Origin of the sequence: Bradyrhizobium sp. (assembly GCF_004799405.1) — a bacterium.
Lineage (GTDB): Bacteria > Pseudomonadota > Alphaproteobacteria > Rhizobiales > Xanthobacteraceae > Bradyrhizobium.
This window is the reverse complement of sequence record NZ_SSMW01000158.1, coordinates 21,689-38,627: the sequence shown is the minus strand read 5'-3', so window position 1 is coordinate 38,627 and position 16,939 is coordinate 21,689. Positions and strand designations below refer to the sequence as shown.

The window sequence follows — 16,939 nt, the reverse complement described above, 5'->3', positions numbered from 1 at the left end:
GCTCACCGGATGGCGCTTTCCGATAATCTCAGGCCAGCTTGACCGTTTCGGCCTTGAAATCCTTGCCGAGCGTTTCGAACACCTTGGCGACGATGCCCTTGGCGTCGAGGCCGGCGCGCGCGTACATCGCGTTCGGCGAGTCGTGGTCGAGGAACACGTCCGGCAGCACCATCGAGCGCACCCGCAGCAGGCCGCTGTCGAGCATGCCATGCTCTGCCAGCATCTGCATCACGTGCGAGCCGAAGCCGCCGATCGCGCCTTCCTCGACGGTGAGCAGGATTTCGTGTTCGCGCGCGAGCTTCAGCACCATGTCGACATCGAGCGGCTTCATGAAGCGCGCATCCGCGATGGTGGTGGACAATCCATGCGCCGCCAGTTCGTCGGCCGCCTTCTCGCATTCGGCGAGCCGGGTGCCAAACGACAGCAATGCGATCTTGCTGCCCTGGCGAACGATGCGTCCCTTTCCGATCTCGAGCGGAATTCCGACTTCGGGCATCTCGACGCCGCGGCCTTCGCCGCGCGGATAGCGAACCGCGCTCGGCCGATCGTTGATCCCGACCTGGGTCGCGACCATGTGCACCAGTTCAGCTTCATCGGAGGCCGCCATGATGATGAAATTGGGCAGGCAGCCGAGATAGGCATTGTCGAACGAGCCGGCATGGGTCGCGCCGTCGGCGCCGACCAGGCCGGCGCGATCGATCGCAAAGCGCACCGGCAGGCTCTGGATCGCCACGTCATGGACGATCTGGTCATAGCCGCGCTGCAGGAATGTCGAATAGATCGCGCAGAACGGCTTGTAGCCTTCGGTTGCGAGACCGGCGGCAAATGTCACCGCATGCTGCTCGGCGATGCCGACGTCGAAGGTGCGGTCGGGGAAGGCCTTGGCGAAAATGTCGATGCCGGTGCCCGAAGGCATCGCCGCGGTGATGCCGATGATCTTCTCGTCCTTCTCGGCTTCCTTGACGAGGCTCTGGCCGAACACGTTCTGATACGCCGGCGCATTCGGCTTGGCCTTGGCCTGGGCCCCGGTGGCGACGTCGAATTTTACCACCGCATGATATTTGTCCGCGGAAGCTTCCGCCGGACCATAGCCTTTGCCCTTTTGCGTGACGACATGGACCAGGATCGGGCCGTCCTTCATGTCGCGCACATTCTGCAGCACCGGCAGCAAATGATCGAGGTTGTGGCCGTCGATCGGGCCGACATAATAGAAGCCGAGTTCCTCGAACAGCGTGCCGCCGCCGACCATGAAGCCGCGGGAATATTCTTCGACACGGTTGGCGCGGTCCGCCAGCACCTTTGGCAGACGCTTGTTGATCTGTTTGGCGGCCTCGCGCAGCGAGCGATAGGTTTTTCCCGAATAGAGCCGCGACAGGTAGGCCGACATCGCGCCGACCGGCGGCGCAATCGACATGTCGTTGTCGTTGAGAATGACGATCAGCCGGGAATTCATCGCGCCGGCATTGTTCATGGCCTCGTAGGCCATGCCCGCGGACATCGCGCCGTCGCCGATCACGGCGATGACATTGTTCTTGCCGCCCGACAGATCGCGCGCCACCGCCATGCCGAGTGCGGCCGAGATCGAGGTCGAGGAGTGGGCGGCGCCGAACGGGTCGTAATCGCTTTCGGTCCGCTTGGTGAAGCCGGATAGTCCGCCGCCGGTGCGCAAGGTGCGAATGCGGTCGCGGCGGCCGGTCAGGATTTTGTGCGGATAGGCCTGATGGCCGACGTCCCAGACCAAACGGTCGCGCGGGGTGTCGAACACATAGTGCAGGGCGGTGGTCAATTCGACGACGCCGAGGCCGGCGCCGAAATGTCCGCCGGTGACCGAGACCGCATCGATGGTCTCCTGGCGCAGCTCATCGGCGACCTGCCGGATTTGTTCCACCTTGAGCCGGCGCAGGTCGGCGGGGGTGCGGATCGTATCCAGAAGCGGCGTTTTACTAAATGCGGTCACGGCGATATTCCAATTTTGCATGTCGGAACCAACGGTCCGACGTGAGACGGGTTGCGCAATTTTGACGCGGCGAAATCCCAGACACCGGGTGTCATCCAGGCAGACCGAAACCTGATCTTAAAGCCTAGAAACGCTCCGGATCGATCAGTGTGATGTACATCACCTTTGGCGGCTTCACCCTTCCAAATCATTTTTGTCAGCTATTTGAAGCGCTTACAGCTGTCAGCCAACCGCGGCAGGCCGCATTCGATAGCCCATAGGACGGAAAGCTTTACACCAAAGCATCGCTCAAAGCCAACCCGCCGGCGTCGCTGGGCGGGCGGGGAGGGTCCGGACCTCAACATTGGTGCGGCGCCGATGGTTCCGTCGTGCCTCAATCGGCGGCGGCATCCGCGCCGTCGGCGGCTGTTGTTTCGAGCATTTTCCAGGCGCATTCGCGCGCGGCAGCGTCGCCCGTCGCGATCGCCAGCGCCGCCTCGGGGCGAGCCATGCGTTCTCTTAAGGGAACGGGTCCGCAAACGATCATGAAAAAATCGTAGGCGTGCGGTCGCTCATTGGCCATGACGAACTGGAAATGGACGCGAAAGAATTTCCAGCGAAACAGGTTGTAGTGCTCGGGCTTGATGATGTCGCGGAACCGGATCAGCACGACGGTGGGATTGCGTCGGGCGGCGCCGGCGTCGATGCCGTGGCTGGCGATCGGATCGAACAGATGGAAGTTCATCACGTCCTTGCGCGCCTGGCAGTCGATCCAGTCGATCGAAGGCTCGATCGCCAGCAGCCGCAAGTGATCGTGGAAATCCTGGGATGCGGCATGAAAGCCGGCGATCGGAAGGTTGGCGCCGACGGTGAGAAAGACGATCCGCGGGCCGTGCCGTCCGAGTTCCGGATCAAGCTTGAGCGCGCGGGCCACAATTTCGGCGCCCAGGAACGAACCCGAACTGTGGCCGACCACGACGATTTCCCCGGCGTCGCTGCTGCGTGCGATCTCAGCTAGGTACCGGGCAAAGCGATCGATGCGCGTGTCCCATTCCGGCCGCCGGCCGTGAGCGAATTCATAGGTCCAGATAATGTCGGACAACAGATAGAGCACATAGGTCAGGCTTTCGGTGTATTTTAGCATCGCGCCGAGCGCGGCGACGAACACAGCGGCCGCGGCGGCAATACCTAATGCGTCGGGAACCCCCAGCGCCGCGAGGCCTCGTTCCAGGGACCACGCAACGCCCAGCGAAACCAGCGCCTCCAGCAACAGCAGGATATACGAGTAGCTGACGAAGATCGCGAAGCGCCAGGTTGCTTGCCAGAATCTCGCAAGAGTGCCTTCGAACCCAAGGCGCCAGTAAACCCATACGGCATGTAAAACCGTGCGCCAGATCGGGGCGGCAAGATCGCGCTGCATCAGGTCTTCCCAGCGCAGGAAATCGTAAGTGGTGCGGGTCTGCCAGTCGCCGGCCCTGGTTTCGATGGTCCAGGACGCGATCTCGCCGTCCACGGCAACTTGCGGGCGGCCGACGATGGCGGTCAGTTGATACAGTTGGCCAAACTTGCGCAGTTCGGTGCGAAACATGCGGTAATACTGCGCCAGGCCGCGCGGATCGTATCCCTGCACATAGACGACATGGCGGTGCTGGACGCGCACGAACGATGATCCCCAAACTGGTGCCGGGGTTATATCAGGCCGCGCAACGCACCAAGCGCTATTTCGGCCCTCGTTGGGATCCGGCGGCGAGGGAGGTTATTGCACGTCGAGCGGCTCGGTCCCCGTCACCTGGCCGTTGGCGTCGGTGGTGATCTTGTCGACCCGCGCCTCGGCCTGCCGCAGCAATTCCTCGCACCGCCGTTTCAGGGCTTCGCCCCGCTCGTAGATGGCCACCGATTCCTCCAGCGGCACCTTGCCGTCCTCAAGCCGCTTGACGATGGTTTCGAGTTCCTCGATCGCGCGTTCGAAGCTCAGCTTCTTGACGTCCACTTGGGTGTTTTCGGCCATATTGCTTTTCCCGGATGCGCCCTTCACCGGCGCGGACTTGAGTGAATTTTTGCGGGCGTATTGTGGCGGGAATCATGCACCCATCAAAGCGGTCACGTGTTCGGCGACCGACTCTTTCAGACCTTGCAGATCATAGCCGCCTTCGAGCACCGCGACAATTCGCCCCCCGGCGCTTCGATCGGCAACGTCCATCAGTTTGCGCGTCACCCAGCCGAAATCCTCGGCCTTGAGATTGAGCGAGGCCAGGGGATCCAGGTAGTGGGCGTCGAAGCCGGCGGAGACGATGATCAGTTCGGGGCTGAATTTCTGCAATTGCGGCAGGATCAGGTTTTCGAATGCGGCGCGGAATTTGGCGCTGCCGTCTTCCGAGGCCAGCGGCGCGTTGACGATATTGTCGTGCTCGCCGCGTTCGCCGCTGGCGCCGGTGCCGGGAAACAGCGGCATCTGGTGCGTCGAGCAATACATCACCGTCGGGTCGGCCCAGAATATATCCTGGGTGCCGTTGCCGTGGTGCACGTCGAAATCGACCACGGCTGCGCGCGCGATACCGTATTTGCGCTGGGCGTGGCGCGCGGCAATGGCGGCGTTATCGAAAAAACAAAAGCCCATCGGCTTGCTGTTTTCGGCGTGATGGCCCGGCGGTCGGGTGGCGACGAACGCGTTGCGATGGGTGCCTGACATCACGGCATCGGTGGCGGCGACCGCGCCGCCGACGCCGCGCATCGCCGCTTCCCAGGTGCCCGGCGACATCGAGGTGTCCCCGTCGAGATAGACAAGACCGCTCGACGGCGCGACGTGACGGAGTTCCTCGACGTAATGCTCGTTGTGGCAAAGCGTGACCTGGTCGAGCGAGCCTTCAGGCGCTTGATCGCGGACCAGCTTGTCGAAGCGGGTTTCGCCGAGCACCTGATTGACCGCGCGAATCCGGTCGGGCCGTTCGGGGTGCCCCGGCGGCGTCAAATGATCGAGGCTGGCCGGATGTGTCAAAAGAAGCGTGGTCATGCAATGCCTTGGGTGCCGACGTCGGGAGTTCGGAGCGATCGCGCAACAAGATGGTGGTTAATCTAGGGGTTCGGGCGCGGTTCGGAAAGAGCCGCCAGCCGCCATGCGCGTTTCAGTTCAGCCGCGCGATGCGGTTCAGCGTGGCAGGACCGACCGGACTGTTGGCTTGAAAAAATCCATACAGCGCATCGATGTCATAGCCGCCGAACTGCTGCGCGAGCCCTTCCTTCAGCACCGTGAAGCCGTCGCCTCCGACCGACAGGAAGTTGTTCACCGTCACGCGGTAGCTCACCGCGGGATCGATCGGACGTCCGTTCAGCGACATCCGATCGGCCATCACATGGTCGCCATATGGCCTGGCGGCGTCCCAGGCATAGTTGAAGCCCTTCGACACCTGCAGAATCCGGGGCTGGTCCGGGCTGAGCCATTGCTGCTCGAGCGTGTCCTTGATCTGCTTTCCCGTCAGCGTCAGCGTGACCAACTGGTTTCGGAACGGCTGGCTGGCGAATAGATCGGCATAGGTCACCGCGCCGTCGTCTCGCCTGGGAATGTCGGTGCGGATGCCGCCCGGGTTGGTGAAGGCGATCACGGCGCCGCCGTTGGCCTCGGTGCTGGTGGCGGCGAGCTGGGCGTCGGCGATGATATCGCCAAGCGCGCTCTCGCCGGCATTGTTGGGTCGGTGCGACAGCGTCTCGGTGACCGATCCCGCCGGACGATTGGCGATCGGCGCGGCCAGTTTGTCGTAGGATAGCAGCAATGCGGTCTGTTCCGAATCCCTGGCATAGGCGCCGGTGCGGACGATGACATTGTCGGCCTTGGCGCTGACGACGTCGCGGGTTGCGGGATCGAGCTTCAGGTCGATCGCGGTGACGATGGTGCCGTACTTGTCGGCGCTGGTCACCAGCCGCCCGTCGATCTCGCAGACATAGGGCTGATGTGTGTGGCCGCTGATCACGACGTCGACCGCGCGATCGAATTTCCTGACGATGTCGACGATCGCGCCGGAAATAGCCGGACACTCATTGTAGTCGCCGGTCGGATAGCCGCCTTCGTGAATCAGGACGACGATGGCCTCGATCCCGCGCGCCTTCAACTCCGGCACCAGCGCGTTGACGGTTTCGGCTTCGTCCCTGAATTCGAGACCGGCGACACTCACCGGCGAAACGATGGTGGGAGTGCCCTTCAATGTCAGGCCGATGAAGGCGATGGGAATGCCATCGAATTCCCTGATTTCGTAAGGCGGGAACACGGTCTTCCCGGTAGCCTTGTCGATCGTGCTGGCCGCGAGATAGTGAAACGTCGCGCCGGAAAACGGATGCGGCCCCTGGCATTTGTCGGTGGGATGACAGCCGCCATTCTGCATTCGAAGCAGTTCATCCTTGCCTTCGTCGAATTCGTGGTTGCCGACGGACGTGACCGCAAGCCCCATCATCGACAGCGATTCGATGGTCGGCTCGTCGTGAAACGCCGCCGACAGAAACGGGCTGGCGCCGATCAGGTCTCCGGCGGCGACGAAGATGGTGTTCTTGCGCCCCTGGCGCAGTTGCTGAACCAGGGTGGCCATGGTCTCGACGCCCCCGGCCGGCACCGCCATCTTTCGGGTCTTGTCGTCGGGATCGGCGATCCGGATGCCGCCCGGCGGCGGCCGGAGGTAGCCATGCAGGTCATTGATGGCGAGAATCCGTACATCGACCGTATCCCCCGCGTTTGCGGGATACCGCAAGGCCGGCTCACACAGTGCGAACAGCAGCATCGCGGCTGCGAGGAGAAAAAGTGAGCGTCTCATGACGTTACGATAAAATGCCAGCACGACAATTTCACGAAGCCTCGTTTCTTCGTCATGGCCGGGCTTGTGCCGGCCATCCACGTCTTTCCTCGCTTGAGCGAAGCCAAGGCGTGGATGGCCGGCACAAGGCCGGGCATGACGATTTTCGCTATTCCGGAGAGCAGCTTTATGACTTCTTGCGCGAAAAGAATGCCTTGAAAGCCGCCACCGCTTCCTTCGATCGCATGCGTTCGCCGAACAAATGACTTTCCTGGTCGATCCTGCGGGTCAGTTCTTCGGGCGGCAGTTTCAGAAGCTTGCGCGAGATCGCCACCGCTTCGGCCGGCAGCGCGCAAATCTCGCGCGCGACCTTGCGCGCCTCGGCTTCGGTATGGCCGGGCGCCACCACGCTGTTGACGAAGCCGGCGACTTGCGCGTCGTCGGCGCTGAAGGTGCGTCCCATCACCAGCATCGCAAACGCGCGCTGATGCCCCATGGTGCGGGGCATCAACAGACTGGAGGCGCCTTCCGGAACCAGGCCGAGATGGATGAACGGGGTGGAAAACGTCGCCGTCGTGCTGGCGAGAACATAGTCGCAATGGAATAGCATGGTGGTGCCGATGCCGATCGCCACGCCGTCGACCGCGGCGATGATCGGCTTGACGTTGTGGGCGAGCGAATAGAGGAACTTGACGGCGTTGGAGGCGCGCGGCGTGTCGGTGTTGGAGGTGCCTTCCTTGAGAAAATCCTCCAGATCGTTGCCGGCGGTGAACACGCCGGAGCCGCCGGTGATGATGAGGCAGCGGACGTCCGGGTTGTTCTGCGCGGTATCGATCGCCTCGCTCATGGCGCGATACATGTCCTGCGTGATCGCATTCTTCTTTTCGGGCCGGCGCAGCTTGATCATGCGTGCGGCGCCTTCGTCGGTGACTATCAGATGCCCGGTCATGGTGCTGTCCTTGAAACAGGCGGCAAAAGGCAAGAGTGGGGTATGGCTGGCGAGTCTGCAAACCATATCCTACATGATCTGCAATCAGCCCCAAATGCTCCTGCCGATTGTCCACGGGAGGTGGCCATAAGGATAATGCGATGCAATTGACGGGGATTCATCACCTGACGGCGATTTCGGCGAAACCGCGCGAAAATCTCGCGTTTTATACCGGTCTCTTGGGCATGCGGCTGGTCAAGAAGACCGTCAATCAGGATGATGTCAGCGCCTACCACCTGTTTTATGCCGACGGAAAGGCCAATCCCGGCACCGACCTCACTTTCTTCGATTTTCCGGCCGCTCCCGAGCGGCGCGGAGCCAACAGCATTTCCCGCACCGGTCTGCGCGTCGCCGGCGAAAAAAGCCTGGGTTACTGGAAGGATCGGTTGAAGAAAGCCGGCGGCCATAGCGGCGACGTCACCGAAGTCGACGGACGGTTGACGCTGCCGTTTGAGGACGGCGAGGGCCAGCGGCTGGTGCTGGTGGACGATGGCGGCGCCGGACCCGCTTTCCCATGGGAGAAGAGTGCGGTGCCGGCGGAGCACCAGATTCGCGGGCTTGGCCCGATCGTGCTCAACGTCCACGATCTGGCGCGGCTGGAACAGGTGCTGACCGGCGTCATGAACATGCGCAAGGTTCGCGACTACGCGGCGCCGGACGCGCCCGCGCAGGTTCATGTGTTTGCGATGGGCGAGGGCGGCCCGGCGGCGGAACTGCACGTCGTCGAGCAGAAGGATTCGCCGATGGCGCGGCAGGGCGCCGGCGGCGTGCATCACGTCGCGTTCCGCACGCCCGACAACGCGCAGTATGAAGCCTGGGCGCAACGCTTGAACGAACTCGGCATCCGCAACTCCGGCGAGATCGACCGGTTTTACTTTCGCAGCCTTTATTTCCGCGAACCGAACGGCATCCTGTTCGAGATCGCCACCGACGGCCCCGGTTTCGCCACCGACGAGCCGATGGACGCGCTCGGCGAAAAACTCGCGCTGCCGCCATTCCTCGAGCCGCGCCGCGCGCAGATCGAAGCGGGGCTGAAGCCGCTGGGATGAAAGGTACGCCGTCGCGCGCAACGCGAAGGTTCGCTTCCAAATTCCAGGAGCGGGTGCTAACTTTCTTGCGGATGGTCCCGGCAAGTTGAACCGCTGCGCATGACGGCGGCAGCCGGGCGTCCGGGGAGAGAGATGGCCGATCTTTCGCTTGACGCCCAAGGCGTCGCTAAAGGCGTCGCAGGTGGAATCCGGACAGCCGCCCCGGGTCATTCCAAAGGAGGTGCACAGGACTGGCTCAGCGGCATCGAGCAGTCGAGGCTCACGCCGCGCTATTATCTGACCATCGGCCTAATGGTCTTGCAGGAGATGTTCGAGTTCTACGATTTCTTCCTGGTCGGATATCTGGTGTCGGTACTCGCGCCGAATTGGCATCTCACTTACGGCCAGAGCGCGGTGATGCTGTTGTCGTCCGGCGTCGGCGCCATCGCGGGCTCATTCGCCGGCGGCATGCTCGCCGACGTCATCGGCCGCAAGAAGATGGTCTGGGGCGGGGGGGTGATCTTTTCGCTCGGCGCTGCTGGATGCGCACTGATACCGGACGGCGCCTGGATCCTGTTTTCAATATTGCGTTTCGTCGTCGGCTTTGGATCGATTGCCGCTGTCAGCGCCCAGAATCCGCTGATCGTCGAAATCACGCCGACCAGATTCCGCACCTTCATTTCCAGCATGATGGTGGCGCCGGTGGCGCTCGGCACGATGTTTGCCGCGATGATTTCGGCGAGCCTGCTGCCGGTGATCGGCTGGCGCGGCGTCGCTTTCACCGGCGCGATGCCGATCGTAACCTCGCTGTTGATCGCGTGGATTGCGCCGGAGTCGGTGCGCTGGCTGTTGTCGCGCGGCCGTAATGCCGACGCGCGACGCGAGGCCGCAAAGCTGCTCGGCGTTCCCGAAACCAGCGTCACGCTGCCGAACGCAATCGAGCCGACCACCCGGCCGGGGTCGTTGTCAGAGCTATTCCAGGACCAGAAGCGGTTCTGGTGGGTCGTGGTCATCTGGACCGGGATTTCGACCGGCACGTATGGCGTGTTCCTGTGGGGACCCACGATTCTGTCCCAGCTTCTGAAGATTACCGCGCATGAGGCTGCGCATTACTTCGTCTATGCGAGCATCGCCTCATTTGTCGGCCGCGTGCTGTTTTCGGTGCTGCCGCTCTATATCGGACGCCGTGGCGCAGCACTCACGGGAACGTTGATCTCCGTGCTGGTGATGCTGGCGATTGTCGCTTTCTATCGCGAGTTCGTCGCGGGCTGGTCGGTGTTTGCGCTGCTCGTGATCTTCGGCGCGGCGTTTTACAGCGGCGCGTTTTCCAACATGTCACCCTATGTCGTCGAAGTGTTTCCGGTCTCGCTTGGTGGGCGGGCGTTTGGACTGGCGCAGGCCGCCAACGGCGTTGGAAAAATCCTGGGGCCGGTGTGTCTGGCGCTGATCGCGGGAAGCAGCGATGTGGTTTCGCCGAAGGCGACCACGGATGCGATCGCGCCGGCGTTCCTGTTCCTGGCGGCCTGCGAATTCGCCGCGCTGATCGCGATCTTTGCCTATCGCAGGGAGCCCCACGGCAAGCCAATGGACATCGGCTGATTCCGCACGGGATCAAAAAGGAAAAAGATGCTCGACATTCCCGTTCTCATCTCCGGTGGCGGTCCGGTCGGCCTCACCGCCTCGTTGCTGCTCTCCCGGCACGGCGTGCGCTCGCTGCTGGTCGAACGTCACCCGGGCACGGCGCTGACGCCGAAGGCGCGCGGGATCAATGCCCGTACCATGGAAGTCTTCCGGCAATGCGGCATCGATGCCGCGGTCAGGGCCGCCGGGCTCGCGGAAGGAGGCACGGGGCTGATCGTCTGGACCGAAACCCTGGCCGGCCGGGAGATCGAGCGTCGCGTGCCTGGCCGCGCGATCACGAAGAACCTGGCAGTGACACCCGTCAAGAATTGTCTTTGCGCCCAGGACGACCTTGAACCGGTTATTCGCCGATTTGCGGAATCGGCGGGGCCGGGGACCTTGCGCTTCAATACCGAGCTGACCTCGTTCAGCCAAAAGCCCGGCGCCGTTGCCGGCACGTTGACCGACCGCATAACGGGCGAAGAGATGCCTTTCACCGCGCGTTATTTGATCGCTGCCGAGGGTGCGCAAAGTCGGGTGCGCCGCGAGCTCGCCGTGAACATGATCGGCGAAGAGAAAGTCTACGACAGCGTCAATATCCTTTTCCAGGCTGATCTCACCCGATGGGTCGCGCACCGGCCCGCCGCGCTCTATTTTGTCGAGCAGGAAGACTTGCGCGGCACATTCCTCACCATCAACGGCAGCGACCGCTGGGGCTTCCTGATTCACGGCCCCAAGCAATACGGCTGGAAACCGCAGGACTTCACGCCGGAATTCTGTGCGGAGTTGATCCGCAAGGCCGTCGGCGTGTCCGATCTCGACATGTCGGTGCTTGGCATCAGCCCGTGGGAGGCGTCCGCCATCGTTGCCGACCGCTATCGTTTCGGCAACGTTTTCCTGACCGGCGATGCCGCTCACGAGATGCCGCCGACAGGGGGCTTCGGCCTCAACACCGGGGTTCAGGACGTTCACAATCTGACATGGAAGATCGCCGCCGTGTTGCGCGGGAACGCGGATGAAAAGCTTCTCGACAGCTACCATGCCGAGCGCCAGCCTTTGGGGCAGATCATCACCCGGAATTCGCTGGCCAACGCGCTGTCGATGGGACGCACCGCGCGGCAAAGCAACGTCTTGCCCCGGCGGGAATTCCTCAACGAACAGGGTTTGATCTTCGGGGTCAGCTACGAATCGACAGCGGTCGTGCCGGACGGTACGGCGCCGCTCGCCGTTGAGGATCCCGTCACCGAATATGTGCCGTCTGCGCGGCCCGGCAGCCGCGCTCCCCATGCCTGGCTCAGGCGCGGCGACGAGCAAATCTCAACCATCGACCTGTTCGGCCCGCACTTTGTGTTGCTGGCCGGTCGCGATGGCGACGCATGGCGCCGCGCCGCGCAAGCCATTGGTCCATCGTGGCCGCCACTGATTGCCTATACCGTCGGCGGCGATAGCGCCCTCGGCGATCCAGACGACAACTGGCACCACGCTTACGGCGTCGACATCGATGGCGCGGTGCTGGTTCGGCCGGACGGCCATGTGGCGTGGCGCAGTCGTTCAAGCGCTTCGAGCCCGCAACAAGTCTTGCGCACCGCGCTCGATTGCCTGCTCGGCCGGATGCCGGCGATTGCGTAAGTTGCAGGATGGACGTTACATAACGCTCGCCATTCTCAACCGGTTCACACGCCGGCCGTGAGGGACTATCCGTCCCATTCCGCATGACGGGCTGGAATCGGCATTGCCAGAGGGCTTCGATCAGGTCCCAGCCAGGGCATTTACAGGTGTGCAGGCGGCCTCGGCAGCAATATAGTGCGCTTCATGAAGTGCGCGATTGCCATGCACCAGGACATTCGTTTCTGCACGGCCGATGACGGCGTGAAGCTGGCCTATGCTGCCACCGGCAGTGGACCACCGCTGGTCATGGCATCGACCTGGCTGACGCATCTTGAACATCAATGGCGCAGCCTCGCCTGGCGTCCGTGGCTCGACGCCTTCAGCGAATTCACCGTGTTGCGACACGATTCGCGTGGCTGTGGCCTGTCGGACCGCGACACCGAGAAGCTGTCGTTCGAGAACTGGGTGAACGACCTTGCTTGCGTGGTCGACGCGGCGGGACTGGACCGTTTTCCGATCCTTGCGACCTGCTGGGGCGGGCCGGTCGCCATCGAATACGCTGCGCGCTATCCCGAGCGCGTCAGCCACCTTGTTCTCTATGGCACCTATGCGCGCGGACGGTTTCAGGTTGGCCAGCCGGAAGTGACCAGGAAGGCGCGGCTGATGCTTGAACTCACGCGACAGGGATGGGGTCAGCAGAACGACGCCTTCATGCAGGTCTGGTCGTCGACGTTTCAGCCCGGCGGCACCATGGACTATCTGCGCTCCTGGGCTGAACAGATGCGGCTTGCGACAACCGCCGAGAAGGCCGTTCGCTTGCTCGAAATCGGCTGGAGCGTGGACGTGCGAAAAGCCGCGCGCAAGCTGAAATGCCCGGTCCTGGTGATGCATGCCGAGCGCGATTGCGCGGTTCCGATCGCGGAAGGCCGCCTTCTGGCGAGCCTGATCCGGGACTGCCGTTTCGTTCAGTTCGACAGCCAGAATCACATGCCGCTGCTTGATGAACCGGAATGGCCGCAGTTGATCGCTGAAATCCAGTCGTTTCTGGCGAAGCCGAATGCGGCGACCTCCATGCGCAGCGTCCTGCCGCTCGATGAGCTCACACCACGCGAACGCGCCGTTCTCGAAGCGATCGCCGACGGCCTCGACAATTCCGAGATCGCAAGCGCCCTCGGCCTCTCGGAGAAGACGGTTCGCAATCACATCACGCGCGTATTCGACAAGATTCAGGTCCAGCACCGTTATCTGGCGATCGTACGCGCGCGCGATGCCGGACTCGGCACCCGGTTAGGCGCTCGCTGAGATCGGGACAGCTGTCCCTGTTTTCCGGCACGACAAGTTTGTGCGGCCGGGACTTTCGCCTCACTCCAGGCGCGCCGCAAATTCGCATCCTTGCAGGCGAGAGCGCAAATCCGCGCTTTCGTGAACCTGAGGTGCGAAAAATGCCCAAATTCGTGATCGAGCGCGAACTCGTCGGCGCCGGCAAATTGCCGACCGAGGAACTGCAAGCGATTTCCCGGAAATCCTGCGGCGTGCTGCAGGCCATGGGCCCGCAAATCCAGTGGGTGCAGAGCTTCGTGACGGATGACAAGATCTATTGCGTCTATGTCGCGCCGGACGAGTCGGCGGTGCGGGCGCATGCCCAAAAAGGCGGATTTCCGGCCAACAGTATCGCCCGGGTACGCTCGGTGGTCGATCCGACGACCGCGGAAGCCGCGGCGTGAACCCAACCGGCCGAATCTGACAATTGGCCTCGCAAGCAGCAAATCTTGCGAGGCCGTTTGTCGAGAACACCAAGGCCCGTCCGAACCGGCCAAGCGCCGCAACCCCAGGGCTCCATGGCATTCCCCAAAATCGTCAGATTTCAGATTTAATCTGGGGCTGGCGACAGAACAGGACTGCAGTGGTCAAGGAAGCAAAAACCGACACCGAACTCGAAGACATGATTCTTCAGAGGTTGTTGATCGGCGGGGTGTTCGTTTCGGTCCGCAGGGATCCGCTGCTCGGCTGGCGGCCGACGGTGGTAACTGCGCCGAAGCACACCAAGAACGCGCAGGAACTCGCCGACAAGATAGCTGCCGAGCTGCGCAAGAAGTTCACCCTGAAGGACTAGGATCACGCTTAGGTGCGACGCCCTCGCGCGCCCGGCAAGCCTTCACGCCGCCGCAGCGAGCCCGCGCGGGTTCAGCACGTATTCCTTTAGGACCGTGCCTGCAGCGTCGACTTCGACCAGCGAGACGTCGTAGCTCCAGAGATCCGCAAGATGCTGAAGCACGCGCCGGGCGTCGGTCTCGTTCAGCTGCGCGCCCTTGATGACGGCGTGGCGCAACATCAGGCGGCGATCGCCCGCCAGGTCGACATCGACCACTTCGATATTGGGATCGATGTAGCCGACGTCGTACTGCCGGGCCAGTTCACGCCGAATGCGACGGTAGCCGCGCTGGTCATGGATCGCATCGACCCTGATGCCGGCGGTCTGCTCCGGGTCGTCATGCAGGTGAAACAACCGCAGATGCCGCATCAGTCGCGGGCTGAGGAACTGACTGATGAAGCTCTCGTCGCGATAGTTGGCCCAGATGTCGCGCAGCACCGTCATCGCGTCGCCGGTCCCGGCGATATCGGGAAACCATTCCCGGTCCTCGTCGTCGGGATTTGTGACGATGCGCTCGATGTCCTGCATCATCGCAAATCCGAGCGCGTAGGGGTTGAAGCCGGAGAAGCGCCGGTCGTCGAACTCGGGCTGGAACACCACGTTGGTGTGCGACTGCAGGAATTCGAGGAAATTGCCGTCGGAAATCCGCCCCTGTTCGTGCAGCCGGGTCATGATGCGATAATGCACATAGGTCGCGGTGCCCTCGTTCATGACCTTGGTCTGGCTCTGCGGATAGAAATACTGGGCGATGTGCCGCACGATCCGCAGTAGTTCGCGCTGCCAGGGCTGCAGTCGCGGCGCCGTCTTTTCGAGGAAATACAGCAGATTTTCCTGCGGCAGCCCGAGCAGCTTGCGGCGCCGTTCCGCGCTCAGCAGTTCCACGCTCTTGGCAGGCCCGGTCGGCACGGTGCGCCACAAATCGTTGAACGCGCTCTCCTCATGCCGGCGGCGGTCGCCGGCACGCTTTTCCTCGGCGCGAAGGTCGAGCTTCTTCTTGCCGGGATAGCGATCGATGCCGTGCGACATCAGCGCGTGCGCGGCATCGAGCGTCTGCTCGACCGCCTGCCGGCCGTGGCGTTCCTCGCATTGCGCCGCGTAGTTCTTGGCGAAATCGAGATAGTCCAGAATCCCTTCGGCGTCGGTCCATTGCCGGAACAGATAATTGTTCTTGAAGAAATGATTGTGGCCGAACGCGGCGTGGGCGATCACCAGCGTCTGCATCGTCGCGGTATTCTCCTCCATCAGATAGGAGATGCACGGCGAAGAGTTGATGACGATCTCGTAGGCGAGGCCCATCAGCCCCTTGCGGTAGAACGCCTCCTGATGGGCGAAATGCTTGCCGAACGACCAGTGCTTGTAGAACAGCGGCATGCCGGCCGAGGAATAGGCATCCAGCATCTGCTCGGCGGTGATGACCTCGATCTGGTTGGGGTAGACGTCAAGACCGAGTTCACCGCGCGCGATTTCCTCGCAGGCGTCGTGGATGCGCTGCAGCTTCGCGAAGTCCCAGTCCGCTGCCTCAAACAGACGATCGGGCGTCACGGTCATGGCGCGGCTCTCTCCTGCTTGCGGCGGCGCTGAAACAGATCGTGAAATACCGGGAATATTTCGCTTCGATCGCTGACCTTGCGCATCGACAGCACCGCGCCCTCGGCGCGCAGCCGCTGGTACAGCGCCCAAAGCGACGAATCCGACATATCGAAGGTGCTGCCGCCGGCCTCGCCGACTTCCAGATAGGCAAAGAACTGGCACACCGGCAAAATCATCTCGGTCAGCAGCCGGCCGGCGACCTCGTTGTCGGAATGGGAATTGTCCCCGTCGGAGGCCTGGGCGGCATAGATGTTCCAGTCCGCGGGACGAAACCGCGACCTGACGATCTCATGCATCGCCTGCAGCGCACTCGATACCATGGTGCCGCCCGATGCCGGGCCGTGAAAGAAGGTGTCTTCATCGACTTCTTCCGCCCGGTCGGTATGGCGAATGAAGACGATCTCGACGTGGCGGTAGCGCCGCGTCAGGAACACGTAGAGCAGCATGTAGAAGCGCTTGGCGAGGTCCTTCATGTGCTCGGACATCGAGCCGGACACGTCCATCAGACAGAACATCACCGCCTGGGCCACCGGCTTCGGCATGGTCTCGAAGCGGCGGTAGCGGATGTCGATCGGATCGATGAACGGAATCCGGCGGACCTTCGCCTTCAACCTGTCGATCTCGGCCTGCAGTTCGGCGCGACGCGCTTCGTCGCAGCCGTCCAGCTCTGCCTCGAGCTGTTCGATTTCCTGCGGTCGCGGCCGTCGCAGCGCGACCCGCCGCGCCAGAGCGAGGCGAACGGTGCGGCTCACCGAAATGTTGGCGGGCGATCCCGAGGTCGAATAGCCGGCGCGATGCAGCCCCTCGCTTTCCGCCTCGGCGAGCTTGCGCTTGGCGAGATCCGGCAATTCGAGGTCGTCGAGGAACATGTCGACGAATTCGTCGCGGCTCAGAACGAAGCGAAACGCGTCTTCGCTGTCGCCTTCACCCGGCTGGTTCGCCTTTCCGCTGCCTTCGCCCGAGCGCGGCAGGATGTCACCCTCGATGAACTTCTTGTTGCCGGGCAGCACCATGTCGCGGGTGCCGCCCTCGCGGCGAAAGCGCGGCTCGTCCATTCCGTCGAGCGGGATGCTGACCTCGCCGCCTTCCAGGACGTCCTTGATGTCGCGTTCCTGCGACGATTTCTTGACCGCGCCCTGGACCAGCGCCTTGGCACGACGCAGGAAACGCTGGCGGTTCTCAAGGCTCTTGCTGCCCGGATTCAGACGCCGATCGACAATGTGCATGACCACGCTTGCATCC

The 16,939-nt window shown here is 62.7% G+C and carries 14 protein-coding genes; 6 read left to right on the top strand and 8 right to left on the bottom strand.

What is annotated here, in order from left to right; all coding sequences use genetic code 11:
- Positions 1-28 precede the first annotated feature (28 nt).
- From dxs to E7813_RS25400, 6 genes are all read right to left on the bottom strand, one after another.
- Complete coding sequence (gene dxs / locus E7813_RS25425; protein ID WP_291578050.1) at positions 29-1,978, bottom strand: 1-deoxy-D-xylulose-5-phosphate synthase; 1,950 nt, start codon at positions 1,976-1,978, stop codon at positions 29-31.
- 352 nt (positions 1,979-2,330) lie between these two features.
- Positions 2,331-3,596, bottom strand: a complete 1,266-nt coding sequence (locus E7813_RS25420) for an alpha/beta fold hydrolase (RefSeq protein ID WP_291578049.1) — start codon at positions 3,594-3,596, stop codon at positions 2,331-2,333.
- A gap of 96 nt (positions 3,597-3,692) precedes the next feature.
- Complete coding sequence (locus E7813_RS25415) at positions 3,693-3,944, bottom strand: exodeoxyribonuclease VII small subunit (protein WP_291578048.1); 252 nt, start codon at positions 3,942-3,944, stop codon at positions 3,693-3,695.
- 72 nt (positions 3,945-4,016) lie between these two features.
- A complete protein-coding gene (locus E7813_RS25410; RefSeq protein ID WP_291578047.1) occupies positions 4,017-4,946 on the bottom strand; it encodes a histone deacetylase family protein in 930 nt (309 codons plus the stop codon).
- A 112-nt stretch (positions 4,947-5,058) separates the two neighbouring features.
- Entirely contained in the window at positions 5,059-6,699 is a 1,641-nt protein-coding gene (locus tag E7813_RS25405) for a bifunctional metallophosphatase/5'-nucleotidase (protein ID WP_291578112.1), read from the bottom strand.
- 199 nt (positions 6,700-6,898) lie between these two features.
- On the bottom strand, positions 6,899-7,660 hold the full coding sequence (locus E7813_RS25400; RefSeq protein WP_291578046.1) for a crotonase/enoyl-CoA hydratase family protein: 762 nt from the start codon (positions 7,658-7,660) through the stop codon (positions 6,899-6,901).
- Between the two features lie 140 nt (positions 7,661-7,800).
- On the opposite strand from E7813_RS25400, the gene E7813_RS25395 reads away from it, so the two are divergent.
- From E7813_RS25395 to E7813_RS25370, 6 genes are all read left to right on the top strand, one after another.
- On the top strand, positions 7,801-8,748 hold the full coding sequence (locus E7813_RS25395; protein WP_291578045.1) for a ring-cleaving dioxygenase: 948 nt from the start codon (positions 7,801-7,803) through the stop codon (positions 8,746-8,748).
- Positions 8,749-8,880: 132 nt separating this feature from the next.
- Complete coding sequence (locus E7813_RS25390) at positions 8,881-10,326, top strand: MFS transporter (protein WP_291578044.1); 1,446 nt, start codon at positions 8,881-8,883, stop codon at positions 10,324-10,326.
- 27 nt (positions 10,327-10,353) lie between these two features.
- Entirely contained in the window at positions 10,354-11,976 is a 1,623-nt protein-coding gene (locus tag E7813_RS25385) for an FAD-dependent monooxygenase (protein WP_291578043.1), read from the top strand.
- A 201-nt stretch (positions 11,977-12,177) separates the two neighbouring features.
- Entirely contained in the window at positions 12,178-13,257 is a 1,080-nt protein-coding gene (locus tag E7813_RS25380; protein WP_291578042.1) for an alpha/beta fold hydrolase, read from the top strand.
- Positions 13,258-13,397: 140 nt separating this feature from the next.
- Positions 13,398-13,679 (top strand): DUF4242 domain-containing protein, encoded by a 282-nt coding sequence (locus tag E7813_RS25375; RefSeq protein WP_291578041.1) that lies wholly within the window; start codon positions 13,398-13,400, stop codon positions 13,677-13,679.
- Between the two features lie 179 nt (positions 13,680-13,858).
- Positions 13,859-14,068 (top strand): hypothetical protein, encoded by a 210-nt coding sequence (locus E7813_RS25370; RefSeq protein ID WP_291578040.1) that lies wholly within the window; start codon positions 13,859-13,861, stop codon positions 14,066-14,068.
- A gap of 42 nt (positions 14,069-14,110) precedes the next feature.
- Here the strand turns inward: E7813_RS25370 and E7813_RS25365 are convergent, their stop codons facing one another.
- Entirely contained in the window at positions 14,111-15,655 is a 1,545-nt protein-coding gene (locus E7813_RS25365; protein WP_291578039.1) for a SpoVR family protein, read from the bottom strand.
- Entirely contained in the window at positions 15,652-16,923 is a 1,272-nt protein-coding gene (locus tag E7813_RS25360) for a YeaH/YhbH family protein (protein ID WP_291578111.1), read from the bottom strand. Before E7813_RS25360 ends, E7813_RS25365 begins: the two co-directional genes overlap by 4 nt.
- Positions 16,924-16,939 lie beyond the last annotated feature (16 nt).

Bases quoted from the DNA above. Each gene is read 5' to 3' on its own strand.
- E7813_RS25400 (WP_291578046.1), bottom strand. From the start codon at position 7,660: ATGACCGGGCATCTGATAGTCACCGACGAAGGCGCCGCACGCATGATC.
- E7813_RS25415 (WP_291578048.1), bottom strand. From the start codon at position 3,944: ATGGCCGAAAACACCCAAGTGGACGTCAAGAAGCTGAGCTTCGAACGC.
- E7813_RS25385 (WP_291578043.1), top strand. From the start codon at position 10,354: ATGCTCGACATTCCCGTTCTCATCTCCGGTGGCGGTCCGGTCGGCCTC.
- E7813_RS25395 (WP_291578045.1), top strand. From the start codon at position 7,801: ATGCAATTGACGGGGATTCATCACCTGACGGCGATTTCGGCGAAACCG.
- E7813_RS25365 (WP_291578039.1), bottom strand. From the start codon at position 15,655: ATGACCGTGACGCCCGATCGTCTGTTTGAGGCAGCGGACTGGGACTTC.
- dxs (WP_291578050.1), bottom strand. From the start codon at position 1,978: ATGCAAAATTGGAATATCGCCGTGACCGCATTTAGTAAAACGCCGCTT.
- E7813_RS25375 (WP_291578041.1), top strand. From the start codon at position 13,398: ATGCCCAAATTCGTGATCGAGCGCGAACTCGTCGGCGCCGGCAAATTG.
- E7813_RS25410 (WP_291578047.1), bottom strand. From the start codon at position 4,946: ATGACCACGCTTCTTTTGACACATCCGGCCAGCCTCGATCATTTGACG.
- E7813_RS25380 (WP_291578042.1), top strand. From the start codon at position 12,178: ATGCACCAGGACATTCGTTTCTGCACGGCCGATGACGGCGTGAAGCTG.
- E7813_RS25405 (WP_291578112.1), bottom strand. From the start codon at position 6,699: ATGCTGCTGTTCGCACTGTGTGAGCCGGCCTTGCGGTATCCCGCAAAC.
- E7813_RS25360 (WP_291578111.1), bottom strand. From the start codon at position 16,923: ATGCACATTGTCGATCGGCGTCTGAATCCGGGCAGCAAGAGCCTTGAG.
- E7813_RS25390 (WP_291578044.1), top strand. From the start codon at position 8,881: ATGGCCGATCTTTCGCTTGACGCCCAAGGCGTCGCTAAAGGCGTCGCA.